The 26,144-nt window shown below is 65.5% G+C and carries 29 protein-coding genes and 1 tRNA gene; 15 read left to right on the top strand and 15 right to left on the bottom strand.

Annotated elements, in window-relative coordinates; all coding sequences use genetic code 11:
- Nucleotides 1-39: 39 nt before the first annotated feature.
- Nucleotides 40-1,896, bottom strand: a complete 1,857-nt coding sequence (locus PQU96_RS01160) for a sensor domain-containing diguanylate cyclase (RefSeq protein WP_272770455.1) — start codon at nucleotides 1,894-1,896, stop codon at nucleotides 40-42.
- A gap of 172 nt (nucleotides 1,897-2,068) precedes the next feature.
- Between PQU96_RS01160 and PQU96_RS01165 the strand changes: the two genes are divergently transcribed.
- The 4 genes from PQU96_RS01165 to PQU96_RS01180 all read left to right on the top strand — a co-directional run bounded on the left by PQU96_RS01165 (nucleotide 2,069) and on the right by PQU96_RS01180 (nucleotide 5,257).
- Nucleotides 2,069-2,638, top strand: a complete 570-nt coding sequence (locus PQU96_RS01165; protein WP_272770456.1) for a GbsR/MarR family transcriptional regulator — start codon at nucleotides 2,069-2,071, stop codon at nucleotides 2,636-2,638.
- Between the two features lie 3 nt (nucleotides 2,639-2,641).
- Complete coding sequence (locus PQU96_RS01170) at nucleotides 2,642-3,979, top strand: cytochrome ubiquinol oxidase subunit I (protein ID WP_272770457.1); 1,338 nt, start codon at nucleotides 2,642-2,644, stop codon at nucleotides 3,977-3,979.
- The gene (locus PQU96_RS01175; protein WP_272770458.1) at nucleotides 3,976-4,986 is read left to right on the top strand and encodes a cytochrome d ubiquinol oxidase subunit II; all 1,011 of its coding nucleotides are present in this window, start codon (nucleotides 3,976-3,978) and stop codon (nucleotides 4,984-4,986) included. Before PQU96_RS01170 ends, PQU96_RS01175 begins: the two co-directional genes overlap by 4 nt.
- A 136-nt stretch (nucleotides 4,987-5,122) precedes the next feature.
- Nucleotides 5,123-5,257: a DUF3149 domain-containing protein gene (locus tag PQU96_RS01180; RefSeq protein ID WP_082133684.1), complete on the top strand. Its 135-nt coding sequence runs from the start codon at nucleotides 5,123-5,125 to the stop codon at nucleotides 5,255-5,257.
- Between the two features lie 129 nt (nucleotides 5,258-5,386).
- On the opposite strand, the gene PQU96_RS01185 is transcribed toward PQU96_RS01180, so the two are convergent.
- The 4 genes from PQU96_RS01185 to PQU96_RS01200 all read right to left on the bottom strand — a co-directional run bounded on the left by PQU96_RS01185 (nucleotide 5,387) and on the right by PQU96_RS01200 (nucleotide 9,052).
- A tRNA-Pro gene (locus PQU96_RS01185) sits at nucleotides 5,387-5,463 on the bottom strand.
- Between the two features lie 142 nt (nucleotides 5,464-5,605).
- Nucleotides 5,606-6,319: a GntR family transcriptional regulator gene (locus PQU96_RS01190; protein WP_272770459.1), complete on the bottom strand. Its 714-nt coding sequence runs from the start codon at nucleotides 6,317-6,319 to the stop codon at nucleotides 5,606-5,608.
- Between the two features lie 135 nt (nucleotides 6,320-6,454).
- Entirely contained in the window at nucleotides 6,455-7,882 is a 1,428-nt protein-coding gene (locus PQU96_RS01195) for an aldehyde dehydrogenase family protein (RefSeq protein WP_272770460.1), read from the bottom strand.
- Nucleotides 7,883-8,149: 267 nt separating this feature from the next.
- Nucleotides 8,150-9,052, bottom strand: coding sequence for a dihydrodipicolinate synthase family protein (locus tag PQU96_RS01200; RefSeq protein WP_272770461.1), 903 nt, complete (start codon nucleotides 9,050-9,052; stop codon nucleotides 8,150-8,152).
- Nucleotides 9,053-9,365: 313 nt separating this feature from the next.
- Here PQU96_RS01200 and PQU96_RS01205 point away from each other — a divergent pair, with 313 nt between their 5' ends.
- The 4 genes from PQU96_RS01205 (at nucleotide 9,366) to PQU96_RS01220 (ending at nucleotide 14,029) form a co-directional block, all read left to right on the top strand.
- Nucleotides 9,366-10,367, top strand: coding sequence for a 4-hydroxyproline epimerase (locus PQU96_RS01205; RefSeq protein WP_272770462.1), 1,002 nt, complete (start codon nucleotides 9,366-9,368; stop codon nucleotides 10,365-10,367).
- Nucleotides 10,367-11,635 (top strand): NAD(P)/FAD-dependent oxidoreductase, encoded by a 1,269-nt coding sequence (locus PQU96_RS01210; RefSeq protein ID WP_272770463.1) that lies wholly within the window; start codon nucleotides 10,367-10,369, stop codon nucleotides 11,633-11,635. The genes PQU96_RS01205 and PQU96_RS01210 overlap by 1 nt, the downstream gene beginning before the upstream one ends.
- A gap of 134 nt (nucleotides 11,636-11,769) precedes the next feature.
- Nucleotides 11,770-12,918 (top strand): branched-chain amino acid ABC transporter substrate-binding protein, encoded by a 1,149-nt coding sequence (locus PQU96_RS01215; protein WP_272770464.1) that lies wholly within the window; start codon nucleotides 11,770-11,772, stop codon nucleotides 12,916-12,918.
- 112 nt (nucleotides 12,919-13,030) lie between these two features.
- Nucleotides 13,031-14,029, top strand: coding sequence for a proline racemase family protein (locus tag PQU96_RS01220; protein WP_272770465.1), 999 nt, complete (start codon nucleotides 13,031-13,033; stop codon nucleotides 14,027-14,029).
- Here PQU96_RS01220 and PQU96_RS01225 read toward each other — a convergent pair.
- Both PQU96_RS01225 and PQU96_RS01230 read right to left on the bottom strand, forming a co-directional pair.
- Nucleotides 14,026-14,247 (bottom strand): TIGR02450 family Trp-rich protein, encoded by a 222-nt coding sequence (locus PQU96_RS01225; protein WP_272770466.1) that lies wholly within the window; start codon nucleotides 14,245-14,247, stop codon nucleotides 14,026-14,028. The genes PQU96_RS01220 and PQU96_RS01225 overlap by 4 nt on opposite strands.
- Nucleotides 14,248-14,389: 142 nt before the next feature.
- On the bottom strand, nucleotides 14,390-15,178 hold the full coding sequence (locus PQU96_RS01230; protein ID WP_272770467.1) for an inositol monophosphatase family protein: 789 nt from the start codon (nucleotides 15,176-15,178) through the stop codon (nucleotides 14,390-14,392).
- Nucleotides 15,179-15,327: 149 nt separating this feature from the next.
- Here PQU96_RS01230 and PQU96_RS01235 point away from each other — a divergent pair, with 149 nt between their 5' ends.
- From PQU96_RS01235 to PQU96_RS01245, 3 genes are read left to right on the top strand one after another with little or no spacing between them, the layout of a single operon-like run.
- Nucleotides 15,328-16,101, top strand: coding sequence for an RNA methyltransferase (locus PQU96_RS01235; protein WP_272770468.1), 774 nt, complete (start codon nucleotides 15,328-15,330; stop codon nucleotides 16,099-16,101).
- A 1-nt stretch (nucleotide 16,102) separates the two neighbouring features.
- Complete coding sequence (locus PQU96_RS01240; protein WP_272770469.1) at nucleotides 16,103-17,002, top strand: DUF1853 family protein; 900 nt, start codon at nucleotides 16,103-16,105, stop codon at nucleotides 17,000-17,002.
- Nucleotides 16,999-17,457 (top strand): NAD(P)H-dependent oxidoreductase, encoded by a 459-nt coding sequence (locus PQU96_RS01245; RefSeq protein WP_272770470.1) that lies wholly within the window; start codon nucleotides 16,999-17,001, stop codon nucleotides 17,455-17,457. The genes PQU96_RS01240 and PQU96_RS01245 overlap by 4 nt, the downstream gene beginning before the upstream one ends.
- 103 nt (nucleotides 17,458-17,560) lie before the next feature.
- On the opposite strand, the gene PQU96_RS01250 is transcribed toward PQU96_RS01245, so the two are convergent.
- The 8 genes from PQU96_RS01250 to dapC all read right to left on the bottom strand — a co-directional run bounded on the left by PQU96_RS01250 (nucleotide 17,561) and on the right by dapC (nucleotide 23,660).
- Complete coding sequence (locus PQU96_RS01250; RefSeq protein ID WP_272770471.1) at nucleotides 17,561-18,343, bottom strand: MlaA family lipoprotein; 783 nt, start codon at nucleotides 18,341-18,343, stop codon at nucleotides 17,561-17,563.
- Nucleotides 18,340-18,636 carry an STAS domain-containing protein gene (locus tag PQU96_RS01255; protein ID WP_272770472.1) on the bottom strand — a complete coding sequence of 99 codons (297 nt, stop codon included), beginning with the start codon at nucleotides 18,634-18,636 and terminating at the stop codon, nucleotides 18,340-18,342. The genes PQU96_RS01250 and PQU96_RS01255 overlap by 4 nt, the downstream gene beginning before the upstream one ends.
- A complete protein-coding gene (locus PQU96_RS01260) occupies nucleotides 18,633-19,241 on the bottom strand; it encodes an MlaC/ttg2D family ABC transporter substrate-binding protein (protein WP_272770473.1) in 609 nt (202 codons plus the stop codon). The genes PQU96_RS01255 and PQU96_RS01260 overlap by 4 nt, the downstream gene beginning before the upstream one ends.
- 44 nt (nucleotides 19,242-19,285) lie before the next feature.
- Nucleotides 19,286-19,786 carry an outer membrane lipid asymmetry maintenance protein MlaD gene (gene mlaD, locus PQU96_RS01265; protein WP_272770474.1) on the bottom strand — a complete coding sequence of 167 codons (501 nt, stop codon included), beginning with the start codon at nucleotides 19,784-19,786 and terminating at the stop codon, nucleotides 19,286-19,288.
- A 12-nt stretch (nucleotides 19,787-19,798) separates the two neighbouring features.
- Nucleotides 19,799-20,584: a lipid asymmetry maintenance ABC transporter permease subunit MlaE gene (gene mlaE, locus PQU96_RS01270; RefSeq protein WP_272770681.1), complete on the bottom strand. Its 786-nt coding sequence runs from the start codon at nucleotides 20,582-20,584 to the stop codon at nucleotides 19,799-19,801.
- Nucleotides 20,584-21,396, bottom strand: coding sequence for an ABC transporter ATP-binding protein (locus PQU96_RS01275; RefSeq protein WP_272770682.1), 813 nt, complete (start codon nucleotides 21,394-21,396; stop codon nucleotides 20,584-20,586). The genes mlaE and PQU96_RS01275 overlap by 1 nt, the downstream gene beginning before the upstream one ends.
- Before the next feature lie 168 nt (nucleotides 21,397-21,564).
- Nucleotides 21,565-22,386, bottom strand: a complete 822-nt coding sequence (gene dapD / locus PQU96_RS01280; RefSeq protein ID WP_272770475.1) for a 2,3,4,5-tetrahydropyridine-2,6-dicarboxylate N-succinyltransferase — start codon at nucleotides 22,384-22,386, stop codon at nucleotides 21,565-21,567.
- An 83-nt stretch (nucleotides 22,387-22,469) separates the two neighbouring features.
- Complete coding sequence (dapC, locus tag PQU96_RS01285; RefSeq protein WP_272770476.1) at nucleotides 22,470-23,660, bottom strand: succinyldiaminopimelate transaminase; 1,191 nt, start codon at nucleotides 23,658-23,660, stop codon at nucleotides 22,470-22,472.
- Nucleotides 23,661-23,707: 47 nt separating this feature from the next.
- Between dapC and PQU96_RS01290 the strand changes: the two genes are divergently transcribed.
- The 4 genes from PQU96_RS01290 (at nucleotide 23,708) to PQU96_RS01305 (ending at nucleotide 26,144) form a co-directional block, all read left to right on the top strand.
- A complete protein-coding gene (locus PQU96_RS01290; protein WP_272770477.1) occupies nucleotides 23,708-24,625 on the top strand; it encodes a DMT family transporter in 918 nt (305 codons plus the stop codon).
- Between the two features lie 133 nt (nucleotides 24,626-24,758).
- Nucleotides 24,759-25,067 carry an ArsR/SmtB family transcription factor gene (locus PQU96_RS01295; RefSeq protein ID WP_272770478.1) on the top strand — a complete coding sequence of 103 codons (309 nt, stop codon included), beginning with the start codon at nucleotides 24,759-24,761 and terminating at the stop codon, nucleotides 25,065-25,067.
- 14 nt (nucleotides 25,068-25,081) lie between these two features.
- Entirely contained in the window at nucleotides 25,082-25,657 is a 576-nt protein-coding gene (locus PQU96_RS01300) for an ArsI/CadI family heavy metal resistance metalloenzyme (protein WP_272770479.1), read from the top strand.
- On the top strand, nucleotides 25,650-26,144 hold the full coding sequence (locus tag PQU96_RS01305) for an arsenate reductase ArsC (protein ID WP_272770480.1): 495 nt from the start codon (nucleotides 25,650-25,652) through the stop codon (nucleotides 26,142-26,144). The genes PQU96_RS01300 and PQU96_RS01305 overlap by 8 nt, the downstream gene beginning before the upstream one ends.

Below are 26,144 nucleotides of genomic sequence, written 5' to 3' on the forward strand. Positions count from 1 at the left end.
GGGCGCGGCAAGGTATTTTACGGGATGTGACCGGTGTCGTCACGGCGGGTCGGCGCTGAGCGCGACGGCGCGGTGGCGGCCGGCGGCCTTGGCCGCGTACAGCGCGCTGTCGGCGCGGGCGAGCAGGGTGCGGCTGTCGTCGTCGGCCTGCAGGCAGGCGACACCGATGGAGCAGGTGATGGCGAGGATGTGGTGCCCGCTCTGGATGCGCAGCTCGCTGATGTCGTCGATGATGCGCTCGGCCAGGTCCAGCGCCTCGTGCAGCCCCAGCCCCGGCAGCAGCAGGCAGAACTCCTCGCCGCCGATGCGGCCGGCGACGTCGCTCTCGCGCAGCACCTCTTCCAGCGCGTCGCCCAGCGCGGCCAGCACCAGATCGCCGGCGTGGTGGCCGTGGTGGTCGTTGATCTGCTTGAAGTGATCGAGGTCCAGCATCAGCACCGACAGCGGCGCGTGCTGCACCTGCGCCAGCTGCAGCTGGGTTTCCAGCCGCGCCAGCAGGGTCGGGCGGTTGAACAGGCCGGTCAGCGCGTCGATGGTGGCCTGCTGCTCCAGGATGCGCTGCAGCGCCTTGCGCTGGCTGATGTCGCGCGCCGAGCCCCAGATCACCGGCTGGCCGTCCAGCATCAGGCGGCGGGCGCTGACCTCGACCTCGAGCAGGGTGCCGTCCTTGGTGCGGTTGATACTTTCGAAGGTCTCGCCGTCCTCACCGGTGGCGGCCAGCCGCTGGCGGATGCTTTGCGGCGTGCTGCCGGGCACCACCTGCCACAGGTGCATGTGCAGCAGCTCGTCCAGGCTGTAGCCCAGCATCTGGCACAGGCTGTCGCTGGCCTCCAGAAAGCGGCCGTTCATGTCGATGATGGACAGGCCGTCGGCGGCGTTCTGCAGGATGGCGCGGTACCACTGACTGCGGCTATCCAGCTGGCGGTGGATGGTCTGGTTTTCCAGCAGCAGCGCGAGCAGGCGCGCGGTGTCTTCGAGGATGGTGATCGCCTGCGGCGTCGGCGCCAGCGGCGTGCGGTGGTAGACGGCGAAGCTGCCGTGCACGGTGCCCTTGCTGTCGATCAGCGGCTCGGACCAGCAGCTGCCCAGCTCGAAGCGCGCCGCCAGCTCGCGGTACGGTGCCCAGTTCGGGTGCAGTTGCAGGTTCTCCGCTACCACCCGTTTCGCGTGCCACACCGCTGCGCCGCAGCTGCCGACCATCGGGCCGGGGGCGAGGCCGACCAGGCGCTGCTGATAGGCGCCGGGCAGCGACGGCCCGGCCACCGGCTGCAGGCGGCCGCGCGAATCCAGCAGCAGGATGGAACAGCGCCACTCCGGCAGCGCCTGCTCGATCTGCTGCACCACGGTGCGCAACAGGGTGTCCAGCGGCGTGCCCTGCGCGTTCTGGCGCAGGATGTCGCTGTGCAGCTGCTGCCAGTGCTGGCGCCTGGCCTGTTTCTCGTGCTGTTGCAGCTGCGCGAGCTCGGCGCCGGCGCGTTCGATGAAGGGCTGCAGCAGTGCCGGAAGCTCCGGCGCGAAGAAGTCGGGGCGCGCATCCAGCAGCGCCAGGTGGCCGAGGCAGTGTGCCTCGTCGTCCAGCAGCGGCCAGGCGAGGCAGCTCTGCCACGCCTGCTGGCTGGTGTCGGGCAGGCATTGGCGCAGGCCGCGCCCGAGCAGCAGCGGCTGGCGGTTGTCGAACTGGCAGTTGCAGGGCAGTGGGTGCGACGTGTCGCCGGCGTCGTTGGCAAACAGCAGCCGCAGCTGGCGGTGCGGGCCGTTGCTGCGCTGCGACAGCAGCACGCGCTCGGCACCGGTCAGGCTGGCGAGCTGGCTGACCAGTTGTTGCAGGTACTTTTTGCCGATGCAGCTGGCGCTGTGCCGTAGCAGGGCATCGCGGATGTGATGGGGGTCGGGCATGACTGGCGCGCTCGGTGCGTATCCATTCCAGTATGCGACTTAGTTCCGGCTTGCGGAAGCAATGAATGGTGGCGGTGTCCAGTGCCGCGCGCGCTGTGGTTTGACAAGCATTATTTTCAGAGTCTATGATCCATATCAAACTTTCAGAAATTACTGAAAACTGGAAAACAACATGAACCTGCCACCCCTGATTCAATCCTTCGTGCTGCATTTCGGCGAAATGGGCAGCCACTGGGGCATCAACCGCACCGTGGGCCAGATCTACGCCTTGCTGTACGTATCCGACAAACCGCTGAACGCCGACGATATCGTGGAGGCCATCGGCTGTTCGCGCTCCAATACCAGCATGGCGCTGAAAGAGCTGCAGGCCTGGCGCCTGGTCAAGCTGCAGCACCTGCCGGGCGACCGCCGCGAGTATTTCTCCACCCCGGAAGACGTGTGGGCGATCTTCAAGACCCTGGCCGAGGAGCGGCAGAAGCGCGAGGTGGAGCCGACGCTGACCATGCTGCGCGGCGCGATCATGGAAACACCATCCGGCGACGCCGAGCGCCACGCGCAGGCGCGCATGAACGAGATGTACCAGCTGATCGAGCTGGTGACCAAGTGGTTCGCCGACATCCGCGACATGGACGTGGAGACGCTGCAGAAGCTGATGAAGCTGGGCAGCCAGGTGCAGAAGGTGTTGCAGTTCACGCAGAGCATCGGCCGCCTGACCGGCCGCGACAGCGGCAAGGAGGCATAGATCATGGAGTCGTTCGATCCCGTCATCCTGGCGCGCATCCAGTTTGCGGCCAACATCAGTTTCCACATCCTGTTTCCCACCATCAGCATCGCCATGGGCTGGGTGCTGCTGTACTTCAAGACCCGCTTCAACCGCAGCGGCGACGAGGCGTGGATGGACGCCTACGGTTTCTGGGTGAAGATCTTCGCGCTCACCTTTGCGCTGGGCGTGGTCACCGGCATCACCATGAGCTTCCAGTTCGGCACCAACTGGCCGGGCTATATGCAGCATGTCGGCAATGTGGCCGGGCCGCTGCTGGCCTACGAGGTGCTGACTGCGTTTTTCCTGGAGGCCACCTTCCTCGGCATCATGCTGTTCGGTCGCTCGCGGGTGAGCAACCGCGTGCACACGCTGGCTACCTTCCTGGTGGCGTTCGGCACCACGGTGTCGGCGTTCTGGATCATCGCGCTGAATTCCTGGATGCAGACCCCGGCCGGGGTGGAGGTCATTGCCGGCAAGGTGCACGTGCAGAGCTGGCTGGGGGTGATCTTCAACCCGTCGATGCCTTATCGACTCAGCCACATGCTGCTGGCGTCCGGCCTGACCGTGGCCTTCCTGGTGGCCGGGGTGTCGGCCTACCGCTGGCTGCGCGGCGATCGTGCCGCCAGCGTGCGCGCGGCGCTCAAGACCGGCGTCACGTTGGCCGCAGTGCTGATCCCGCTGCAGATTCTGGTCGGCGACGCGCACGGGCTGAATACCTTCCACCACCAGCCGGCCAAGCTGGCGGCGATCGAAGGCGTGTGGCACACCGAGCGTGGTGCGCCCTTGTTGCTGTTCGCGCTGCCGGACGAGGCGACGCAAAGCAACCGCTTCGAGGTTGGCATTCCCAAGCTGGCCAGCCTGATCATCACCCATCAGCCGGACGGCGAAATCCGCGGCCTGAACGAGTTTGCCGGCGCACACCCGCCGGTGGCCAAGGTGTTCTGGAGCTTCCGCGTGATGGTGGCGGTGGGCGTGGCGATGCTGTTGGCCAGCTGGCTGGCAGCGTGGCAATTGCGCCGCCGCGGCGAACCGGCGCCGTGGCTGAGTCGCGTGCTGGTGGCGATGACCTTTTCCGGCTGGGTGGCCACGCTGGCCGGCTGGTTCGTTACCGAAATCGGCCGCCAGCCGTGGCTGGTCACCGGCATCCTGCGCACCGCCGATGCGGCCTCCAGCGTGGGCGGCGGCATGATCCTGTCCACCTTGCTGATGTACCTTGCGCTCTATGTGGTGCTGCTGGTGAGCTACGTGTCGGTGGTGTTTTACCTCGCGAAGAAGGCCGGCACGCCGGCTGCGGCCAACCTTGAAGGAGTATCGGCATGACTGCGGAACTGGTATTGCCGGTAATCTTCGCCGGCCTGATGGCCATCTCGCTGCTGGCCTACGTGATTCTCGACGGCTACGACCTGGGCGTCGGTGTGCTGTTGCCGCTGGGCAGCGACAGCGAGCGCGACACCATGATCGCCAGCATCGGCCCGTTCTGGGATGCCAACGAAACCTGGCTGGTACTGGGGGTCGGCCTGCTGCTGGTGGCCTTCCCGATGGCGCACGGCATCATCCTCGGCGAGCTGTATCTGCCGGTGGCGCTGATGTTGCTGGGCTTGATCCTGCGTGGGGTGGCGTTCGACTTCCGCGTCAAGGCGCAGGCGCAGCACCAGCCGGCGTGGAACGCCGCCTTCGCTGCCGGCTCGCTGTTGGCCGCAGGCAGCCAGGGCGTGATGCTGGGGCGCTACCTCACCGGCTTCGCGCCCGGCGCGGCGGCGTGGGGCTTCGCGCTGCTGGCCGGGGCCGGGCTGACCGCCGCCTACGTGCTGCTGGGGGCCGGCTGGCTGATCATGAAAACCGAAGGCGAGCTGCAGCAGCGCGCCACGCGCTGGGCGCAGCGCGCGCTGCTGGGCGCCGGGCTCGCGGTGTTGCTGGTGTCGATCGCCACGCCACTGGCAAGCAGCCGTATCGCCACCAAATGGTTTGTGCTGCCGGACTTTCTGCTGCTGTTGCCCTTGCCGCTGGTCACGCTGGCGCTGTTCGGGCTGCTGGCCGTCAGCCTGCCAAGGCTGGCCGCAAGGCAGGCGGCGGGTAACGACAACTTCTGCTGGCTGCCGTTTGCCGCCACGGTGGGTATCGTGCTGCTGTCGTTCTGGGGGCTGGCCTACAGCGTGTTTCCGGAGATCGTCATCGGCCGGTTGAGCATCTGGCAGGCGGCGAGCGATCCGGAGGCGCTGTGGGTGATCCTGATCGGCGCCGCGGTGGTGCTGCCCACCATCATCGCCTACACCGTGTTCGCCTACCGCGTGTTCTGGGGCAAGGCGCGCGGGCTGAGCTATTCCTGAGGAGGAGGGGGGCGGGCTGTTGCTTTCCCGCGGGTGCCTCGCGGCGGATTGACCTGTATCAAAGTCCCTGACAAGGGTAGGGGTAAGATCGAATTTATCCTGATTAGATACCGGAAACCACCGGGAGGAGCTTGAAATGGAACTGTGGAAACAACTGCTCTCCGACGACGTCGGCCTGCTGAGTGTCATCACCATCGGCGTGACGTCGGTAATCGTCACCACCATCATCGTGATGTTCATCAAGAAGGTGAAAAACAGCGACCGCAAGTAAGCGCGACGCCGATTTCCGCAAAAAGGGCACGACCGGGGTCGTGCCCTTTTTCATGGCCACACGCGATAGCAGGGGCCGTTAAACGGCAAAAGCCGGAAGTGCTGGGCAGCACTTCCGGCTTTCTGATTCTGGTCGGGGTGAGAGGATTCGAACCTCCGGCCTCTACGTCCCGAACGTAGCGCTCTACCAGGCTAAGCTACACCCCGAATGCTGCGCATTTTAACCGGCTTGGCGGCCAAAGAAAAGCCCCCTGCGGTGGTGTGGCTTAAGCCTTGGCGCCTTTGTTGGCGGTGCTGGCGGCGATTTTTACGGAAAAACAAGGCTTTAGCCGCCGTCGTGTGACGAGGCTCAGGACGCGGTTTTTTTCTTGCGTCCGCGCGTGCTTTTCTGCTGGCTTTCCTGCGCGCGATACCACGCCTCCAGCGCTTCTTCCGCGTTCAGCACGTGCTGGCGCAGGAAGGCCGCCGCGCTGATGGCGTCCTTCTGCTTGCACAGCTCCAGCAGCCGGGTGTGCTCGTGGTGGGCGCGGTCGTTGAAGCCGGTGAGCAGGATTTGCATCCGCGTGTAGCGGTCGGTGCGGTTGTGCAGCTGCTCGATGATGGCCAGCGTCTGCGGCCGGGCGGCGGCGCGGTACAGCGCCATGTGGAACTGCGCGTTGAGGATGCCCCACGCGCTGATGTCCTTGTCGCGCAGCGCGATCTCGAACTTGGCCAGCAGTGCCTCGGCCTCGGCGATGTCGGCGCTGGTCTGGCGCGGGATCGCCTCCAGCAGCACGTCGCACTCCAGCAGCACGCGCACGCGCAGCAGCTCGACGATTTCCGGCAGCGACAGCCGCGACACTACCGCGCCCTTGTTGTCCTCGATATTGACCAGCCCTTCCGCTTCCAGCTGGCGCAGCGCCTCGCGTACCGGTACGCGGCTCATGCCCAGTTCGCGCGACAGCGCCTCCTGGCGCAGCTGGCTGCCGTCGGCCCATTCGCCGGCGAGGATGCGCTGGCGGATGGCGTCGGTAGCGACGGTGGTGAGTGACAGCGGTGCGCTGTCCTTGCTTTCCTGACTCATGGTGACCTCTTTCATGCAGGCGCTACCTTACCATAGCTGGCCGTCCGGCCACGCGCTTGTCATTGCTGGCTGCGACAAAAAAGCGCCCCGCAGGGCGCAAGGTGCAGTCAGGATTGGCTGCACGCAGAGCAAGCCTTACAGGCCGATATAGGCAGTTTTCACCGTGGTATAGAACTCCGCGGCGTAGCGGCCCTGCTCGCGCGGGCCGTGGCTGGAGCCTTTGCGGCCGCCGAACGGCACGTGGTAATCCACCCCGGCGGTGGGCAGGTTCACCATCACCATGCCGGCTTCGCTGTTACGGCGGAAGTGCGTGGCCAGCGCCAGCGACTGGGTGCAGATGCCGGAAGCCAGCCCGAACGGCGTGTCGTTGGCCAGCGCCAGCGCATGCTCGTAGTCATCGGCACGCAGCACCGCTGCCACCGGGCCGAAGATTTCCTCGCGGCTGATCGCCATCTGCGGCGTGCAGCCGGCAAACAGCGCCGGCGACTGGTAGTAGCCGCGGGTGGCAAGCTGCAACCGCTCACCGCCGCACAGCAGGCTGGCACCTTCGGCCAGGCCCTGTTCCACGTAGCCTAGGTTGCCGGCCAGCTGCGATTCGCTGGCCACCGGGCCGATCTGCGTCTCCGCCGCCAGCGCATTGCCCACCCGCAGCGCGGCAGTGCGTTCCATCAACCGGCCAACGAACTGGTCATGGATGCCGCTGCACACGATCAAGCGGCTGCTGGCAGTGCAGCGCTGGCCGGTGGAATAGAACGCGCCGTTGAGCGCGCACTCCACCGCCTGCTCCAGCTTGGCGTCGTCGGCCACTACCAGCGGGTTCTTGCCGCCCATTTCCAGCTGCACCTTGATGCCGCGCGCCGCGCAGTCTGCGGCCAACCTTTCGCCGGTGGCCTGCGAGCCGGTAAAGCTCAGCGCGTCGATGCCGGCATCCAGCAGCGCCGGTCCCAGCACGCGGCCGCTGCCCATGACCAGGTTGAACACCCCGGCCGGCAAGCCGGCGCGCTGCAGGATGTCGGCCAGCGCCCAGGCCGAGCCCGGCACCAGCTCCGCCGGCTTCATCACCACGGTGTTGCCGAAGGCCAGCGCCGGCGCGGCTTTCCACGCCGGAATGGCAATCGGGAAGTTCCACGGCGTGATCAGCCCCACCACGCCTACCGGCTCGCGGCTGATCAGCACCTCCACACCCGGGCGCACCGAATCCACCAGCTCGCCCTGCGCGCGCAGCGCCTCGCCGGCGAAAAACTTGAAGATCTGGCCGGCGCGCGCCACCTCGCCGATGGCTTCCGGCAGCGTCTTGCCTTCCTCGCGCGCCAGCAGCGTGCCCAGCTCGATCTTGCGCGCCAGAATCTCGCTGCCGGCGGCGTCCAGGATGTCGGCGCGCTGCTGCGGCGTGCTGCGCGACCACGCCGGGAAGGCGGCACGCGCCGCGGCCACCGCCTCGCGCATGTCGTCGGCACCGGCGCTGGCGTATTCGCCCACCACGTCATCGAGGTCGGAGGGGTTGCGGTTGACGATGGCCGGCTGCCCGCCGCGCCATTCGCCATTGATGAGGTTGCAATGCATAAAGACTCCTGCCTGCTGCTGGCACGGGCACGCCGCAAAACCCCCGCTTTCGTTGCGATATTGCGGTGCTCACGAATAATCCCTCCTGACGTCGCCAATCCATGCGGTGTCGGGAGTTTCGTTCGCGCCTTGTCTCGCCTGGAAGTCCGGGTTTTCGGGGCACCTTCCTGCTTACAGCCGAAAAAAATGGCCCTCCCGCCGCGAGAGCGGGAAGGCGGGACTGCGGCAAGGTTGGCCGCAAGATCGGGGAGAGTACTGCGGTGACGCTTACACCGCCGGCAGCTGCGGGCGGCTATCCAGCCCGGCCTGGATGATCGCTGCCACGCGCTCGCGCTCGGCGCCGGTCAGCGGCAGACGCGGGGCGCGCACATGCTCGGTGCCCACGCCGACCATGGCTTCACACAGCTTCAGGTTCTGCACCAGCTTCATCGACACATCCAGGTGCAGCAGCGGCGCGAACCAGCGGTAGATGGCACGGGCTTCTTCCACACGGCCGGCCTTGGCCAGTTTGTAGATGGCCACGGTTTCTTTCGGGAACGCCACCACCAGGCCGGCAACCCAGCCGTCGGCGCCCATCACGATGCTTTCCAGTGCCAGGTCATCCACGCCGCTGAAGATGGCGTAGCGGCTGCCCACGGCATTGATCACGTTGGTCAGGGTGCGGATGTCGCCGCTGGATTCCTTGATCGCCACGTATTTCGGCTCTTTTGCCATCTCTACGTACATTTCCGGGGTGATGTTCACGCCGTAAGCGATCGGGTTGTTGTAGATCATGATCGGCAGCGGGCTGGCATCGGCCACGCGCTGGTAATGATTGATGGTCTCGCGCTCGTCGGACACGTAGCGCATGGCCGGCAGCAGCATGATGCCGTCGGCGCCGGCGGCGTGAGCGGCCTGGGCCAGCGCGGCAGCGGCGCGGGTGCTGTCTTCGGCCACGGTCAGCAGCACCGGCTTGTTGCCGGCCACTTCCTTGGCTGCCTTCAGGATGGCGATTTTTTCGTCCGCGGTCAGGGTGGAAGCCTCGCCCAGCGAACCGCAGACGATGATGCCGTCGGCGCCGCAGTCCAGCTGCCACTTGATGTGGTTCACGGTGCCGGCGATGTCCAGCGACTCGTCAGCGTTGAACTTGGTGGTAACGGCGGGGAAAACGCCAGTCCAGAGATGTGCCATGGTGTTGCTCCTTCAGGGGGTAGGGTGCAGCGACTGTGCTGCGGTCCATTTCATGCTAGGGCTTTTTGAATACAAAACTCAACAGTTTTTGCATTCAAAATCCACATCGCAGCGCAGCATGCCGTTATCCAAAATACGCTGTGATTTTTTGCAACACCAGCACAAATCATTGATTTGCCTACCTGTAAGCCCGGTTTTCTGCATATACATTGCCGAATTCATGCTGTGGCATTTTGGCAAAATTGCATCCAATTATTGTATTCAAAGCGGCAAAATCCTACAGTGAAGCCAACGCAAGCCAAGGAGCACAGCGATGGCAGTAACCGAATTTGAATGCATTGACGGCCACACCTGCGGTAACCCGGTGCGGCTGGTCACCAAGGGCGCCCCGGAACTGCATGGCGACACCCAGGCCGAGCGCCGACTGGATTTCCTGCAGCGCTACGACTGGATACGCACCGGCCTGATGTACGAGCCGCGCGGCCACGCCCAGATGTCCGGCGCCTTCCTGTACCCACCCACCCGTGACGATTGCGATGTGGCGGTGCTGTATATCGAGACCAGCGGCTGCCTGCCGATGTGCGGTCACGGCACCATCGGCGTGGTCACCATGGCCATCGAGCACGGCATCGTTACCCCGAAGACCCCGGGCGTACTGAATCTGGACACCCCGGCGGGCAAGGTGGTGGCCGAGTACACCCAGGTTGGCCGCAAGGTGAAATCGGTGAAGCTCACCAATGTGCCGTCCTTCCTGTTCATGCAGGACGTGGAGGTGGAGATTGCCGCGCTGGGCAAGCTGAAAGTGGACATTGCCTACGGTGGCAACTTCTACCCCATCGTGGAAGCGCAGCAGAACTACCGCGACATGGGCGACTACACGCCGGCACAGCTGGTGGCGATGGGCAACGAGCTGCGCGACTACATCAACGCGCACTACGAAATCGTGCATCCGCTGGATGCCAACATCCGCGGCGTGCGCCACGTGCAGTGGACCGGCGCGCCCAAGACCCCTGGCTCGCATGCGGCCAACGCCGTGCTGTACGGCGCGGCAGCGCTGGACCGCTCGCCATGCGGCACCGGCACCTCGGCACGACTGGCGCAGCGCTATGGCCGCGGCCTGATGAAGAAGGGCGATGTGCTGGTGCATGAAAGCATCATCGGCAGCCAGTTCACCGGCACCATCGAGGCGGAAACCGAGGTAGCCGGCATCCCGGCCATCATCCCCGGTATCGAAGGCTGGGCGATTACCACCGGCTACAACCGCATCCTGCTGGATGACGCCGATCCGTATGTGCACGGCTTCGTGGTGGGCTAATGATGAACGCACGCGCACAACATCGCCCGGAACACATCATCGTGGTCGGCGCCGGTATCGTCGGCATCGCCACCGCGCTACAGCTGCGGCTGGCCGGTTGCCGCGTCACCCTGCTCGACCGCGGCGAGCCGGCGATGGAAACCAGCTACGGCAATGCCGGCGCCTTCGCGGTGAGCGACATCATCCCGCTGGCCGAACCGGGTGTGCTGCGCAAGGTGCCGGGCTGGATGTTCGACCCGCTGGGGCCGCTGGCACTGCGCTGGCGCTACCTGCCCAGCCTCACACCGTGGCTGCTGCGCTTTCTGGCCGCCAGCCGGCCGAGCAAGGTGGCCGAGCTGACCAATCAGTTGAATGCGCTGCTGTCGCGGGTGAATGCCGACTACGCACCGCTAATCGAGCGCGCCGGGCTAACGCATATGTGGCGCCGCCACGGCAATCTCACCCTGTACCGCAGCGAGGCGGAATTCCGTGCCGCCGAGCCGGCCTGGAACACCAAGCGCGCCCACGGCGTGGCATGGCGCAAGCTGGATCGCGCCGCGCTGGCCACCACCGCACCGCAGATCGCCGACGAATGGCAGGTGGCGGTGGAAGTGCCGCAGTGGTCGCACGTGGACGACCCCTACACCTTCAGCCGTGGCCTGTTCGATGCCTTCATCCGCGAGGGCGGCAGCTTCATTCAGGACGAGGTGCTGGCCACCGCCAGCGAAGCTGGCCGCATCGTCGGCGTGGACACCGAAAACAGTGGCCGGCTGGCAGCCGACGGCGTGGTGATTGCCTGCGGCGTGTGGAGCGACCGCTTCAGCCAGCAGCATCACTGCCGCATTCCGCTGGAAAGCGAGCGCGGCTACCACGTCACCCTGCCGCATGCCGGCGTGGCGCTGCACCACTTCATCCAGTGCGCCAGCGAAAGCTTCGTGATCCTGCCGATGGCAAACGGCGGCCTGCGCCTGGCCGGCACCGTGGAGCTGGCACACCGCGACGCGCCGCCGAACTGGGAGCGCGCCCACATCCTGGTGGACCGGGCGCGGCGCATCGTCGGCGATTTCGACACCCGCGACATGCAGGTGTGGATGGGCAACCGCCCGTCGGTGCCGGACACCATCCCGGTGATCGGCCCGGCACCAGACTGCCCCGGCCTGTACTTCGCCACCGGCCACGGCCACCTGGGTCTGACGCTGGCGGCCACCACCGGCGCGCTGCTGACCGAGCAGATTTGCGCGCTGACACCCAGCATGGATACCGGTGCCTACCGCCCCGGCCGTTTTTGAAGCATTTCCCGGCACAGCATGTGCCGGGCCTTTGCAGCAGCAAGCATGCGGCAACAAGACCGCCCACAGCTCTTAGGCAACAAACAGCCGCCTTGCGGCCAACTTTCCAGTAGTGAACACAAAGGAGAAACAGCATGAAACCTTCCATCGCACCGCGTACGCTGCATCTGGTTCTGGCCCTGGGCGGCATGATGGCCCCGTTCGCCATCAGCGCGGCACAGGCCGATACCGTGGTGAAACTCGGCTTTTCCTCGCCGCTGTCCGGCCCGCAGGCGCACTACGGCAAGGACAACGAAAACGCCACCCGCATGGCCATTGACGACCTGAACGCCAAGCCGATCACCATAGCCGGCCAGAAAGTGAAGTTCGAACTGGTGTCCGAGGACGATCAGGCCGACCCGCGCGTCGGCACCCAGGTGGCACAGCGGCTGGTCGATGCCGGCGTCAAGGCGGTGATCGGCCACTTCAACTCCGGCGTGTCCATCCCGGCGTCGCGCATCTACTCCGATGCCGGCATTCCGCAGCTGTCGGTATCCACCAACCCGGCCTACACCACCGCCGGCTACAAGACCACCTTCCGCCTGGTGGGCAGCGACAGCCAGGTCGGCGGCTCGCTGGGCCGCTACGCGGTGATGCAGCTGAAAGCACAGCGCATCGCGGTGATCGACGACCGCTCCGCCTACGGCCAGGGCATCGCCGACGAGTTCATCAAGTCGCTGCAAAGCATGGGCAAGAAGCCGGTGAAGCGCGAATACACCAATGACAAGGCCACCGACTTCACCGCCATACTGACTGCGCTGAAGGCACAGAACCCGGACGTGGTGTTCTACGGCGGCGCCGATGCGCAGGCGGCACCGATGGCACGCCAGATGAAGCGCCTGGGCATCAACGCCAAGCTGATGGGCGGCGACATGCTGAGCACCCCGACCTTCATCAAGCTGGCCGGAGCCGACGCAGCCGGCCATTTCTCGGCGGTGCCGGGTGGCGAGCTGGGCTCGCGTCCAGCCGGCCGCGACTTCGAAACCCGCTACAAGGCGCGCTTCAAGCAGGACGTGGTACTGCTGGGGCCGCAGTTCTACGACGGTGTGATGATCGTGGCCGACGCCATGAAGCGCGCCAACTCCACCGAGCCGGCCAAGTTCCTGCCGCTGATCGCCAAGACCGGCTACAAGGGCGTGACCGCTGACTTCAGCTTTGACGGCCATGGCAACCTGAAGAACGCGCCGGTGACCATCTCCGCGGTGGAAGGCAATGACTGGAAGGTGAAGACCGTGGTGCAGTAAGCGGTACAGGAAGCGGTGCAGTAAACGCAGCCAGCGCAGTAGGCGTAGAGGTTAATTGATCGTTGCATTTGCGGCCGGCACAAGCCGGCCGTTTTTTTGATGGAGCAGCAGCATGAACTGGCAGACCCGCACTTTCGACACCATCGAAATGCACACCGGCGGCGAGCCGGTGCGCATCATTCCCGGCCTGATCGACGACATTCACGGCGCAGATATCCTGGCCAAGCGCCGCGACATGCGCGAACGGCTGGACGGCGTGCGCAAGCTGCTGATGTTCGAGCCACGCGGCCACTACGACATGTACGGCGCGGTACTGGTGCGCCCCAGCCTGCCCGGCGCGGACCTCGCGGTACTGTTCATCCACAACGAGGGCTACAGCACCATGTGCGGCCACGCGGTGATCGCGCTGGCGCGCTACGCGGTGGATCACGGCCTGGTGGCGCGCACCGCACCGCTGACACGCGTAGGCATCGAATGCCCGTGCGGCCTGGTTACCGCCTGGCTGGCGGAAGACGGCAGCGTGAGCTTCGACAGCGTGCCGGCCTTCGCCTTCGCGCTGGATCACGAGATGGAGGTACCGGGGGTTGGCCGCATCCGCGTCGATATCGGCTACGGCGGCGCCTTCTACGCGGTGACCTCTGCGGCCAACCTTGGCGTGTCGCTGGACGGCCGCCTGCGCGACATCGTGGACGCCGCCACCACGATCTCCGAGGCGGTACGGCGCAGCATCAACGTGCGCCACCCCGAAGCCGAAGACCTGGGCTTTCTGTACGGCAGCATCCTCACCGATGGCAAGGAGCGCGCCAGCGACGGCCCCAGCCGCAATGTGTGCGTGTTTGCCGACGCCGAAGTGGACCGCAGCCCCACCGGCTCCGGCGTCACCACCCGCATGGCGCTGCGCCACGCCCACGGCCTGGTGGCCGCCGGCGAAGCCTGCGTGTTCGAGAGCATCACCGGTGCCCGCTTTAGCGCCAGCGTGAACGGTGCGGCCAAGCTTCCCGGCCACAACGCGGTCACCGTCCGCGTCAGCGGCCGTGCCCACTACAGCGGCAAAGCCAGCTGGACGCTGGAGGCGGACGACGAGATCGGGCGGGGTTTTTTGCTGCGCTAACGCCAGCCGCGCTGCCAGTGCGCGGCATCGGCCAGTGCCCGCCACGGCAGGGTGTAGTGGCGACGGCTGAGCACCGCTTCCAGCGTGATGGTGGTGACGCGCTGTGCGTCCAGCGGATCATGCTCGACGGCGACGACCAGGAAATGCTTTTCGCGATCGCGCGGCGCAAGCGCGGTCCACTTGCTGTGCAGCAGTTTTTTCGGGCTGAGGTCGGTCATGGTGCGGGGCCAGGCTGGTGAACGGGCTGGAGTTGTGAGCTCGCGGCGGGGGCGGCGGTTCCCGTGCCGTAAAACAAAACACCCCCGGCCGTGAGGCGCGGGGGTGTGTGTCTGTTGCGGCCAAGGTTGGCCGCAACGGGGATTACTTGACGTGCTTGCCGATGATAGGCAGCAGCTGGCCCAGCACCTTCGGCGGTGCGGCCACGATGTCGCCGCTTTCCAGCCAGGTCTGCTCGCCGTGCATGTCGGTGACGATGCCGCCTGCCTCTTGCACGATCAGGCTGCCGGCGGCGATGTCCCACGGCTTCAGGTTGAATTCGAAGAAACCGTCAACGCGGCCGATGGCGACGTTGCACAGGTCCAGCGCGGCGGAGCCTTCGCGGCGGGCGCCGGCGGTCTTCTTCAGTACGTCTTTCAGAATGTCCAGATGGGTGTCCAGCATGCTCTGGTCCACCACCGGGAAACCGGTGGAGATCAGGCATTCGTTCATGTTGATGCGCTTGGAGACACGGATGCGGCGGTCGTTCATGAACGAGCCCACGCCGCGGGAGGCGGAGTACAGTTCGTTGCGGTTCGGGTCGTACACCACCGCCTGCTGGATCTGGCCGCGATGCGCCATCGCGATGGAGATGCAGTATTGCGGGTGGCCGTGCAGGAAGTTGGTGGTACCGTCCAGTGGGTCGATGATCCATTCGTACTCGGACTCGCCGATGCCTTTGGCGCCGGACTCTTCTGCTAGAATCGCGTGCTTCGGATAGGCTTCCAGGATCACATCAATGATCGCAGCTTCGGCGGCACGGTCTACGTCGGAAACAAAGTCGTTGTGCTTCTTGTTTTCGACACGAACGGATTCCATGTTCAGCGATGCTCGCTGGATGATGTTGCCCGCACGACGTGCTGCTTTGATGGCGATGGTGAGAATTGGATGCATTGATAGCCTCTGAATGAATCATCTGGGCAGGCGCGCGGGCGGGTTCGCCACGGCGCGGCTGCCTTATTACTGGTCGATGTTAAGGAACAAAAAAACCCCGCACGGTGCGGAGTTTTTGAATAAACCGCGATTCTACGCAAAAGCAGCCAATGAATAAACCCCAAGTACCTGATTTTTTGAAGAACATTCGTGTCGTGCTGGCGCGTCCCAGCCATCCGGGCAATATCGGCTCGGCGGCGCGTGCGATGAAAACCATGGGCCTGACCCGGTTGTATCTGGTCGAGCCTAAGGCCTTCCCGCACGAGGAGGCCAATGTGCTGGCCTCCGGCGCGGTGGACGTGGTGGAAAACGCCATCGTGGTGTCCAGCCTGGCCGAGGCGCTGGCCGATGTCAGCGTCGCCTGCGCGCTGACCAGCCGCCGTCGCGAGCTGTCGACGCCCTTGTCCACCCCGCGAGAGACCGCGCCGGAGCTGATGGCGCGCGCGCGCGACGGCGAGCAGGTGGCGCTGGTGTTCGGCAACGAGACCTTCGGCCTGTCCATCGACGAGGTGGAGCAGTGCAACCGTCTGGTGACGGTGCCGGGCAATCCGGACTACTTCTCGCTGAATCTGGCGATGGCGGTGCAGGTGATGACCTACGAGCTGTTCAGCCACAGCGGTGTCAGCGTCGACTACCTGAAGCCGGAAGACCGCACCGCGACGCTGGGCGAGGTCGACAGCTTCTGCGGCCATCTGGAAGCGGCGATGGATGACGTCGGCTATCTGGAGCACCGCAACAGCGAGCGCCTGTTGCGCCGCATGCGCACGCTGTTCCACCGCGCCGCGCTGCAGCGCGAGGAGATCGACATCCTGCGCGGCTTCTTCAAGCAGGCGCAGCGCTTTGCCGACGGCACGCTGCCGCCGCGCAAGAAACGCGAAGACTGAGATGCCTGCGGCCAACCTTGCGGCGCTGCACACGCCGGCGGTGCGTGACCTGGCCTGGCTGCTGACGTCGGCGTCGCCGTGGCAGGATAGCGCCGACATCGACCCGGCGCGGCTGCTGGGCGCGCAAGGTTGGCCGCAATTGCTGGCGCTGGACGCGGTACCGCAGCCCTTGCTGGCTTACCTCGCCGCGCACCCGGTGCGACGGCTGGGTTTCTACGCCGAGCGGCTGCTGGCGTTCTGGTTCGGCCTCGCGCCGCACATCGAGCTGGTGGCGGCCAACCTGCCGGTGCGCGACGGCGGCAAGACGGTCGGTGAGTTCGACTTCCTGCTGCGTATCGATGGTGTGCCGCTGCATCTGGAGGCCGCCAGCAAGTTTTATCTGCAGCTGGAAGGCGGCGCCTGGGTCGGCGCCAGCCTGCGCGACGCGCTGCTGCTGAAGGCCGGCAAGACACGGCAACAGCTGCAGCTGTCGCGCCATCCAGCGGCCTGTCTGCCGGTCGGTTTCGCCGGCTGCGAGGTGGCGGCGCGCACCAGAGGCTGGCTGTTCTCGCCGCCGTCGGCGCTAATGACAACGTTGGCCGCACCGCTGAACCCGCACGCTAATCGCGGCTGGTGGATACGGTGCGACGACGACTGGCCACAGCGGGCGGCGGACAGCCGCTGGTGCCAGCTGCCGCGCCTGCGCTGGCTGGCGCCGGCCTTGCTCGATGGTGAGGATACGTGCTCGCTGACCGAGCTGCAGTTGGCGAGCCGGCAGTTTGCCGCGCCGCAACTGGTGGCGGAGCTACGGCCGCGTGACGACGGCCGCTGGCAGGAAGTGGCGCGCGGCTTTGTCGCGCCGTGCGACTGGCCGCAGCCGGCGTTGCTGGCACCGTTGCTGGCGCGGCTGGAGGCAGCATGAAAACGTTGCTGCTGGTGTACGCCAGCCAGAGCGGCCACACCCTGCAGCTGGCGGATGCCGCCGCGCGCGGCATCGCCACGCTGGCGGAGGAGGTCAGCCTGTGCCAGCTGCCGGCGCTGCAGGCCGGCATCGACGAGCTGCTGCAGGCCGATGCCTTGTTGCTGGCGACGCCGGAAAACTTCGGCTACATGGCCGGCGCGCTGAAGGATTTTTTCGACCGTACCTACTATCCGGCGCAGGGGAGGGTGGACGGTTTGCCCTATGCGCTGCTGGTGTCGGCCGGCAACGACGGCCGCGGCGCGGTGCAGGCGGTGGAGCGCATCGCGCGCGGCTATCCGCTGCAACAGGTGCTGCCGCCGCTGATCGTGCGCGGCGAGGCGACAGCGGCGGATCTGGCGGCGGCGGAGGAGCTGGGCGCCACGCTGGCGGCGGGGTTGTCGATCGGCATGTACTGAGCGTTGCGGCCAACCCTGGGTGTGGTTGCCGACTACACGACGCCTGCTTGAGGCAAACAAAAAGCCACCGCAGGGGTGGCTTGGTTCGTAACGGGTGGCCGGCTCAGGGCGGGCTGACGGCTGCGCCGCTGGCATCGTTCGCTGCCGGCGCGCTGGCGTCCTGCGGATCATCGACCAGTTCGTCGATGTTCAGGTCTTCCTCCTGCTGCCGCTTGTCCTGTGGCAGACCCAGCTGGTGGGCACGCATCTGCAGGAAGCCGTCACGCACGTAGCTGTAGTTGTCCAGCGCCGCGCCTTCGACCACGGTTTCCAGTCCCAGCAATCTTTCGCGGGTGTTGACCGCGTCCAGCACCCGCGCCGTGGTGGCCTGGGTGTGGGTCTGGAACACGCCGGTGGCCGGCTCCAGCGAGTTGCTGATCAGGATGCCACTGCCGTCGCGCACGGTGGATGGCCCCAGCAGCGGCAGCACCAGGTAGCTGCTGTTCTGCCAGCCGTAGTGGGCGAAGGTGTCGCCCAGCGTCGCCTTGTTGCTCTTCAGTCCCATCGGCGTGGCGATGTCGATCAGGCCGAACAGGCCGAAGGTGCTGTTGAACGACACGCGCAGTACGTCGGTGAGTGCCAGCTCCGCCTTGCCCTGCAGGGTGTGGTTGGCGGCGCTGTACACGTCGCGCAGGTTGTCGAAGAAGTTGCCGACCCCGGTGCGTACCGGCTGCGGCGTCACCTTCTGGTAGGCCTGCGCCACCGGCTTCAGTACCGCCTTGTCCGCGGTGTCGTTGAAGCGGTAAACGGCACGGTTCAGCGGCTCCAGCGGGTCCTGCGGATGGCTGGGGGCGCTGGCACAGGCGGTCAGCAACAGGCAGCCGCCGACGACAAGCAGACGTTTCATGATCGGGTTTCCGGTGGCAGTTCCAGCAATGGGGTCAGTTCGTAAAGTCGGGCGAGGCCGTACAGGTTGGCCGGGATATGAGCCAGCTTGATGTTGCGCGCATCCTTGCGCCGGCGCAACGCCAGCAGCAGCGCCAGCGCCGCGGAGTCGCAGTGGCTGACGCCGGAAAAATCCAGCGTCATGGCACCGTTGACCAGCATCCTGTCCAGCTGCAGCTGGGTATCGGCGACGCTGTCCATGGTCAGCGCGCCGTCAAGCCGCACCACGCCGCTCTGGGTTTCGGACAGTTTCATGCCGCCTTGGCGCCGCTGTTCTTGTCCTGCAGCGACTTGATCAGGCCGTCGATGCCGCTCTTGCGCACCTGTTCGCCGAACTGGTTGCGGTAGATGGTGACCAGGCTGCCGCCTTCAACGGTGACATTGAATACCTTCCAGCCCTGCGGCGTCTTGTACAGGGTGTAGTCGACGTTGATCGGCTTCTTCTCGGCCGAGCCCGGCAGCGTCACTTCCGACTTCACCACGGCCTCGCGGCCTTCGTTGTTGAGCAGCACATTCGGCTTGATATCGATCTGCGCGTTCTTGAAGCGGGTCATGGTGGCGGAGTAGGTGCCGACCAGCAGGGTCTCGAATTCCTTGGCCAGTTGCTGTTTCTGGGCCGGGGTGGCGGCGCGCCAGTCCTTGCCGACTGCCAGCGCGGTCATGCGCTGGAAGTCGAACTTCGGCGTCACCATGCTGATCAGCTGTTCGCGGACCTTGGCACTGTTCTTGCCGTTGTCCTTGCTCAGCATTTCCAGCGCCTGGCGCGAGGTGTCACGGACCAGATCCACCGGGGTGTCGGCGGCGTGGGCGACGCTGCTCAGACCGAACAGCAGGGCAAAACAGGCAAACAGCTTTTTCATGATGGTTTTCCGTATCTCGGGTAACAAGGGCTTGGAGGGTTTTTTCAGGGCGCAGTTTCCGCGCGCGCGGCATCGGCGGCGGCTTTGTTGTTGCCTTCGGCAAAGCTGGTCATGAACTTGCCGATCAGCTGTTCCAGCACCAGCGCCGACGAGGTCAGCTGCACGCGGTCGCCGGGCTTCAGGTTTTCTTCGTCGCCGCCCTGCACCAGGCCGACGTACTGCTCGCCGAGCAGGCCGGCGGTGAGGATTTCGGCGCTGGTATCGCGGCTGAAGTGGTACTGACCGTTCAGGGTCAGCGTTGCGCGGGCGACGTAGCGCTTGGTGTCCAGCTCGATGTTGCTGACGCGGCCGACCACCACGCCCGACGATTTCACCGGCGCCTTCACCTTCAGGCCGCCGATATTGTCGAATTCGGCGATCAGGGTGTAGCTGTTGCTGTCGCTTTGCGGTGTCAGGTTGGCCACTTTCAGCGCGAGAAAGGTCACCGAGGCGAGACCGATGGCGACGAAGATGCCGACCCACAAATCAATGATGGAGCGTTTCATGATGACGTATTCCTAAAACATGAAGGCGGTCAGGACAAAGTCCAGCGCCAGGATAACCAGGGCCGAGGTCACCACGGTACGGGTGGTGGCAGAAGAGACGCCCGCGGCAGTGGGCGTGGCGTCAAAGCCTTCGAACACCGCGATCAGCGTCACCGCGATGCCGAAGAACAGGCTCTTGATCAGGCCGTTGACCACGTCGAAGTGCAGGTCGACGTTGTTCTGCATCTGCGACCAGAAGGTGCCTTCGTCCAGGCCTATCATCACCACGCCGACCAGATAGCCGCCGAAGATGCCCATCACGTTGAACAGCGCAGCGAGGATGGGCATGGAGATCACGCCGGCCCAGAAGCGCGGCGCCACCACGCGGGCGACCGGATCGACCGCCATCACGCTCATCGCCTCCAGCTGCTCGGTGGCCTTCATCAGGCCGATCTCGGCGGTCATCGCGCTGCCGGAGCGGCTGGCGAACAAGAGCGCGGCCAGCACCGGGCCCAGTTCGCGCAGCAGCGACAGCGCCACCAGCGCGCCCAGCGCGTCGGCGGAGCCGAAACGCGACAGCGTGTTGTAGCCCTGCAGGCCCAGCACCATGCCGACGAACAGGCCGGACACCACGATGATGATCAGCGACAGCACGCCGGCGAAGTACACCTCGCGGATGGTGAGCTGGAAGCGCAACAGGCTTTGCCCGGAGTGGGTGAGGATGGACAGCAGGAAGCGGCTCATCACGCCCAGCTTCCAGATGGCGTTGATGGTGCTGTGGCCGAGTTTGCGCAGTGGTGCGAACAGAGTATCCAGCATCATGCGCCCTCCAGACCGAAGCTGCCGGCGAGGCTCTGCTGCGCCGGGTAGGCGAAGTGCACCGGGCCGTCGGCCTCGCCATGCACGAACTGGTGTACCCATGGCGAATCCGAGGCGCGCACCTCGTCCGGGGTACCGGCGGCGGCGATCTTGCCGCCGGCGATGAAGTAGACGTAGTCGACGATTTCCAGCGACTTGTGCACGTCGTGGGTGACCATCACCGCCGAGGTGCCCAGCGCGTCGCTCAGCTTCTTGATCAAGAGCGCGATGGTGGCCAGCGAGATTGGGTCCAGGCCGGTGAACGGCTCATCGTAGAGCATGATCTGCGGGTCGAGCGCGATGGCGCGCGCCAGCGCGATGCGGCGCGCCATGCCGCCCGACAGCTCGGCCGGCATCAGCGACTCGGTGCCGCGCAGGCCGACAGCGTGCAGCTTCATCAGCACCAGGTCGCGTACCATTTCCGTGCTGAGCGAGGTGTGCTCGCGGATCGGGAACGCGACGTTGTCGAAGACGGAGAGGTCGGTGAACAGCGCGCCGAACTGGAACAGCATGCCCATGCGGCGGCGGTGCTGGTACAGCTCGCGCTGGTTCATGCGGCCAACGTCGCGGCCGTCGACCAGCACCTGGCCCTGCTGGGCGCGGATCTGGCCCGCGATCAGCCGCAACAGCGTGGTCTTGCCGCTGCCGCTGCCGCCCATGATGGCGACCAGCTGGCCACGGCCGATTTTCAGCGAGATATCCTGCAGGATGAGACGATCGCCGTAGCCGAAGCTGACGTGTTTGAATTCGATGAAACTGTCGTTTTGCACGATGTAGTGGCGAGTCCTTGGGGGGAACAGGTAAGGGGATCGTATTCACGATCCCCTCTGCATTGCCCCGCTATTGTACCCGTCTGTGCTGCATGGCGCAAAAAGGCAGCGCCATGACGTGTGCAACTGTGGCGGGCCGGTGCACAGTGCGGCACCGGCCGGCGGTGGGTTTTACACGCCGCGCAGCAGTTCGTTGATGCTGGTCTTGCTGCGTGTCTGCGCGTCGACCTTCTTCACGATCACCGCGCAGTACAGGCTGTGGCTGCCGTCTTTCGATGGCAGGTTGCCGGATACCACCACCGAACCCGGCGGGATGCGGCCGTAAGTGACTTCGCCGGTTTCGCGGTCGTAGATCTTGGTCGACTGGCCGATGTACACGCCCATCGAGATCACCGAACCTTCGCCGACAATGACGCCTTCCACCACTTCGGAACGTGCGCCGATGAAGCAGTTGTCCTCGATGATGGTCGGGTTGGCCTGCAGCGGCTCCAGCACGCCGCCAATGCCGACGCCGCCGGAGAGGTGCACGTTCTTGCCGATCTGGGCGCAGCTGCCGACGGTGGCCCAGGTGTCGACCATGGTGCCTTCGTCAACGTAGGCGCCGATGTTGACGTAGGACGGCATCAGCACGGTGTTCTTGGCGATGAAGCTGCCCTTGCGCGCCACGGCGCCCGGTACCACGCGGAAGCCGGCGTCGGCGAAGCGCTGCTGGTTCCAGTCGTGGAACTTGGTGTCGACCTTGTCGAAGTAGCGCGATACGCCATCATCCTGAACGGCGTTGTCGCGGATGCGGAACGACAGCAGTACCGCCTTCTTCACCCACTGGTTGACCACCCAGTCGCCGTCGATCTTCTCGGCGACGCGCAGGCTGCCGCTGTCCAGCTCGTTGATCACCTGCTCGATCGCCGACTTCAGTTCGGCGGAGACGGTGGCCGGGGTGATGTCGGCGCGTTTTTCAAAAGCTTCTTCGATGAGGGCTTGGATCGGGTGCATTTTGCTCAGTCCTTTGGCAAGGTGGATTTCTACAGACATGATGGGTCTTCTGCTGGTTTGGTTGTTCGGTGGTGTTATTGCTTTTAGTGGTAATGCCGCAAAAACTGTTCGATGCGTGCCGCGGCGGCAACGCATTCCGCCAGCGGTGCCACCAGCGCCAGGCGCACACGGCCGGCGCCGGGGTTGACGCCGTGCGCGTCGCGGGCAAGGAAGCTGCCGGGCAGCACGGTGATGTGCTGCTGCGCGAACAGCTCGCGGGCGAAGCGGGCATCATCGCCGCCCGGCACCGCCGCCCACAGGTAGAAGCCGGCATCCGGCCGCGTCACGTCCAGTACCTGCGACAGGCGCGCGGTGACGGCGTCGAATTTGGCAGTATACGCGTCACGGTTGGCCGCAACATGTTCTTCGTCGTTCCAGGCGGCGATGCTGGCCTGCTGGATGGTGACGCTCATGGCGCTGCCATGATAGGTGCGATACAGCAGGAATTTCTCCAGCACTTTGGCATCGCCGGCGACAAAGCCGGAGCGCAGGCCGGGAGCATTGCTGCGCTTGGACAGACTGGTGAACATCACCAGTCGCTCGAAGCCGCGGCCAAGCTGTTGCGCCGCCTGTAGGCCGCCCAGCGGCGGAGTGCCGAAGTGGATCTCGGAGTAGCACTCGTCGCTGGCGATGATGAAGCCGTAGCGGTCGGACAGCGAGAACAGTGTGTTCCAGTCATCCAGCGACATCACCGCCCCGGTCGGGTTGCCCGGGCTGCATACTACGACTACCTGCGTGCGCTGCCAGATCGCCTCCGGTACTGCCGCCCAGTCGGGCTGGTAGCGGTTGGCGGCCAGGCAATTGACATAGTAGGGTTCGGCACCGGCCAGCAGCGCGGCGCCTTCGTAGATCTGGTAGAACGGGTTGGGCGAGATCAGTACCGGATTCTGTTCACCGCGCGGATCGATCACCGCCTGCACGAAGGAAAACAGCGCCTCGCGGCTGCCGCACACCGGCAGCACTTCGCGGGCGGCATCGACGGCGACGTCGTAGCGGCGCGCTAGCCAGCCGGCGCAGGCAGTGCGCAGCGCATCGCTGCCGAGGGTGGCCGGGTAGGCGGCCAGACCGTCGAGGTTGGCGACGAGTGCCTGCTTCACCACCTCTGGCGTCGGATGTTTCGGCTCGCCGATCGACAGGTTGATGTGCGGCAGGTCGGCGGGGGGCGTCACGCCGGCCAAGAGGCCGCGCAAACGCTGGAACGGGTAGGGCTGCAACAGTTCGAGGTGGGGATTCAACGCCGCTTCCTTGCAATGCAACAAAACGACAAGTGTAAGAAAAGACTATGAATCTGGCAAAACAAAAGCTGCTGGCGGTGACGTGCGCCCTGACCACGGCACTGGTATGGGGAATGATGTGGTTCCCGTTTCGCGCGCTACACGAGGCCGGTTTTTCCACCGCCGCCACCTCGCTGACGGTGTATCTGGTCGCCGCCGCGCTGGGCGGGGTGCTGTTCCGCGAGGTGTTCCGCCGCGAGGCGCGTTTCGAGTTCATCCTGCTACCGCTGGCCCTGCTCTATGGCTGGTGCAACTTCAGCTACACCTGGGCGGTGTCGGAAGGGCAGGTGATGCGCGTGCTGCTGCTGTTCTACCTGTCGCCGCTGTGGAGCGCGCTGTTTTCCTGGTTGCTGCTGCACGAGCGCCTGAGCCGCATCGGCTGGCTGGTGATCGCCATGTCGCTGACCGGCATGATGGTGATCCTGTACCGCCCGGGGCTGTTCAGTGGCGACTTCTTCTCCAGCCGCGCCGACTGGCTGGCGCTGTCCGGCGGCATCAGCTTCGCGCTGGGCAATGTGCTGTCCAAGAAGGCGCATGCACTGCCGGTGGCGCTGAAGTCGGCGATGGTGTGGCTGGGCGTGGCCGCCTGCGGCCTGGCCTCGCTGCTGTGGCGCGGCCAGCTGGAGGCGGAGCTTGTGCTGCTGCACGGCGAGGTGCTGCTGATTGTGCTGGTGCTGGGCGTCACGCTGCTGGCGACCAGCATCATCTCGATGCACGGGTTGTCGATTCTGCCGGCGACGCAGGTGATGACGCTGATGCTGATGGAGCTGCTGTTCGCCGCCATTTCCGCCTATCTGCTCGCCGGCGAGCGCATGCAGCTGCAGGAGTGGATCGGTGGCGCGCTGATCGCCAGCGCCAGCCTGCTGTCCGGCCACATCGTCGCCAGGCCGAAGCCGGTGGCGCAGCCGCTGCCGCAGGCGGCGTAAGCAAGGTTGGCCGCAGGCGTTGCGGCCAACCTTGCGCCGGTTCCATCCTCCTTGTCGTCCTTGCCGCCGCCGCCCTTGTGTTTTGCCATGGCGTTGGCGATAATCGCTTCAATATTTCAATGATTATCAAAATATGGAAACGAAACTCGCCGTCAGGATGCTGGCCGCGCTGGCGCAGGAAACCCGCCTCGCGGTGTTTCGCCAGCTGGTGGAGGCCGGCCCCGCCGGACGTGCCGCCGGCGAGCTGGCCGAGGCACTGGGCTGCGCGCCGGCCACGCTGTCCTTCCACCTGAAAGAACTGTCTCACGCCGGACTGATCGACGGGCGCCAGGATGGCCGCTTCGTGATCTACGCCGCCAATTTCAGCAGCATGAATGCGCTGCTGTCGTTTATGACCGAAAACTGCTGTCGCGCCTCCAGCGCCGACGGCTGTGCCTGCTGAACCGGAGAATTGCCATGAAACGACTGCATATCCACGTCTCGGTGGACGAGCTGGCCACCAGCGTTCGCTTCTATAGCGCGCTGTTCGGCGCCGAGCCGAGCGTGCTGAAACACGACTACGCCAAGTGGCTGCTGGACGACCCGCGCGTCAACTTTGCCATCAGCCAGCGTGGCGCTCCGGCCGGGCTGGATCACCTCGGCATCCAGGCCGAAAACGGTGACGAGCTGGCCGAGCTGAAGCAGCGCATCGACGCTGCCGGCATGGCGGCGCTGACGGAAGAGGGTACCACCTGCTGTTACGCCAGATCGGACAAGCACTGGGTGCAGGACCCGTCCGGCATCGCCTGGGAAACCTACCACACGCTGGACAGCGCGCCGACCTATAACGACGCGCCGGCAGCCGCTGCGGCCAACCCCGACAGCTGTTGCGCCCCGGCGCCGGCGGCGCTGGCTGCCGCCGATGCCTGCTGCACTCCGAGTGCCGCCAGTAGCGATGCCGCCTGCTGTGCCCCAGCGCCGCAAAAGATCCAGCTGATCGCGCGCAAGAACATCGAAGCCATCGTTTCCAAGGAAAGGAAATCCCGTGACTGACAAGGTCTACAACGTACTGATCCTGTGCACCGGCAACTCGGCGCGCAGCATTCTCGGCGAAGCACTGATCAACCATCTGGGGCAGGGCCGTTTCCGCGGCTACAGCGCCGGCAGCCGTCCGGCCGGCAAGGTCAATCCCTACGCGCTGAAGACCCTGCAGCTGCACGGCATCGACACCGCCGGTTACCGCAGCAAGAGCTGGGACGAGTTCGGCGTGCCGGATGCGCCGCAGATGGACTTCGTGTTCACCGTGTGCGGCAGCGCCGCCGGCGAGACCTGTCCGCTGTGGCCGGGTGCGCCGCTGCGTGCGCACTGGGGGCTGGAAGACCCGGCCGGGGTCGGCAGCAACGACGAGGAGGCGATGGCGGCGTTCGCGACCGCGTACCAGATCATCCATCGCCGCGTCAGCCGCTTCGTGGCGCTGGACATCGCCGCGCTGGGCGAGGATGAACTGAAGGCCGAACTGGCCGCCATCGGGAAGGCATAA

It is taken from the genome of Vogesella margarita, assembly GCF_028548475.1.
Classification (GTDB): Bacteria; Pseudomonadota; Gammaproteobacteria; order Burkholderiales; family Chromobacteriaceae; genus Vogesella; species Vogesella margarita.

What these genes read in the sequence shown, in the direction of transcription:
- PQU96_RS01165 (WP_272770456.1), top strand. Translation starts at nt 2,069, where the DNA reads ATGAACCTGCCACCCCTGATTCAATCCTTCGTGCTGCATTTCGGCGAA.
- PQU96_RS01250 (WP_272770471.1), bottom strand. Translation starts at nt 18,343, where the DNA reads ATGAAACGTCTGCTTGTCGTCGGCGGCTGCCTGTTGCTGACCGCCTGT.
- PQU96_RS01220 (WP_272770465.1), top strand. Translation starts at nt 13,031, where the DNA reads ATGAACTGGCAGACCCGCACTTTCGACACCATCGAAATGCACACCGGC.
- PQU96_RS01260 (WP_272770473.1), bottom strand. Translation starts at nt 19,241, where the DNA reads ATGAAAAAGCTGTTTGCCTGTTTTGCCCTGCTGTTCGGTCTGAGCAGC.
- dapD (WP_272770475.1), bottom strand. Translation starts at nt 22,386, where the DNA reads ATGCACCCGATCCAAGCCCTCATCGAAGAAGCTTTTGAAAAACGCGCC.
- PQU96_RS01255 (WP_272770472.1), bottom strand. Translation starts at nt 18,636, where the DNA reads ATGAAACTGTCCGAAACCCAGAGCGGCGTGGTGCGGCTTGACGGCGCG.
- PQU96_RS01190 (WP_272770459.1), bottom strand. Translation starts at nt 6,319, where the DNA reads ATGAGTCAGGAAAGCAAGGACAGCGCACCGCTGTCACTCACCACCGTC.
- PQU96_RS01230 (WP_272770467.1), bottom strand. Translation starts at nt 15,178, where the DNA reads ATGCATCCAATTCTCACCATCGCCATCAAAGCAGCACGTCGTGCGGGC.
- PQU96_RS01225 (WP_272770466.1), bottom strand. Translation starts at nt 14,247, where the DNA reads ATGACCGACCTCAGCCCGAAAAAACTGCTGCACAGCAAGTGGACCGCG.
- PQU96_RS01210 (WP_272770463.1), top strand. Translation starts at nt 10,367, where the DNA reads ATGATGAACGCACGCGCACAACATCGCCCGGAACACATCATCGTGGTC.
- PQU96_RS01200 (WP_272770461.1), bottom strand. Translation starts at nt 9,052, where the DNA reads ATGGCACATCTCTGGACTGGCGTTTTCCCCGCCGTTACCACCAAGTTC.
- PQU96_RS01235 (WP_272770468.1), top strand. Translation starts at nt 15,328, where the DNA reads ATGAATAAACCCCAAGTACCTGATTTTTTGAAGAACATTCGTGTCGTG.
- PQU96_RS01295 (WP_272770478.1), top strand. Translation starts at nt 24,759, where the DNA reads ATGGAAACGAAACTCGCCGTCAGGATGCTGGCCGCGCTGGCGCAGGAA.
- PQU96_RS01290 (WP_272770477.1), top strand. Translation starts at nt 23,708, where the DNA reads ATGAATCTGGCAAAACAAAAGCTGCTGGCGGTGACGTGCGCCCTGACC.
- PQU96_RS01240 (WP_272770469.1), top strand. Translation starts at nt 16,103, where the DNA reads ATGCCTGCGGCCAACCTTGCGGCGCTGCACACGCCGGCGGTGCGTGAC.
- mlaE (WP_272770681.1), bottom strand. Translation starts at nt 20,584, where the DNA reads ATGCTGGATACTCTGTTCGCACCACTGCGCAAACTCGGCCACAGCACC.
- PQU96_RS01175 (WP_272770458.1), top strand. Translation starts at nt 3,976, where the DNA reads ATGACTGCGGAACTGGTATTGCCGGTAATCTTCGCCGGCCTGATGGCC.
- PQU96_RS01245 (WP_272770470.1), top strand. Translation starts at nt 16,999, where the DNA reads ATGAAAACGTTGCTGCTGGTGTACGCCAGCCAGAGCGGCCACACCCTG.
- PQU96_RS01160 (WP_272770455.1), bottom strand. Translation starts at nt 1,896, where the DNA reads ATGCCCGACCCCCATCACATCCGCGATGCCCTGCTACGGCACAGCGCC.
- mlaD (WP_272770474.1), bottom strand. Translation starts at nt 19,786, where the DNA reads ATGAAACGCTCCATCATTGATTTGTGGGTCGGCATCTTCGTCGCCATC.
- PQU96_RS01180 (WP_082133684.1), top strand. Translation starts at nt 5,123, where the DNA reads ATGGAACTGTGGAAACAACTGCTCTCCGACGACGTCGGCCTGCTGAGT.
- PQU96_RS01205 (WP_272770462.1), top strand. Translation starts at nt 9,366, where the DNA reads ATGGCAGTAACCGAATTTGAATGCATTGACGGCCACACCTGCGGTAAC.
- PQU96_RS01195 (WP_272770460.1), bottom strand. Translation starts at nt 7,882, where the DNA reads ATGCATTGCAACCTCATCAATGGCGAATGGCGCGGCGGGCAGCCGGCC.
- PQU96_RS01215 (WP_272770464.1), top strand. Translation starts at nt 11,770, where the DNA reads ATGAAACCTTCCATCGCACCGCGTACGCTGCATCTGGTTCTGGCCCTG.
- PQU96_RS01170 (WP_272770457.1), top strand. Translation starts at nt 2,642, where the DNA reads ATGGAGTCGTTCGATCCCGTCATCCTGGCGCGCATCCAGTTTGCGGCC.
- PQU96_RS01300 (WP_272770479.1), top strand. Translation starts at nt 25,082, where the DNA reads ATGAAACGACTGCATATCCACGTCTCGGTGGACGAGCTGGCCACCAGC.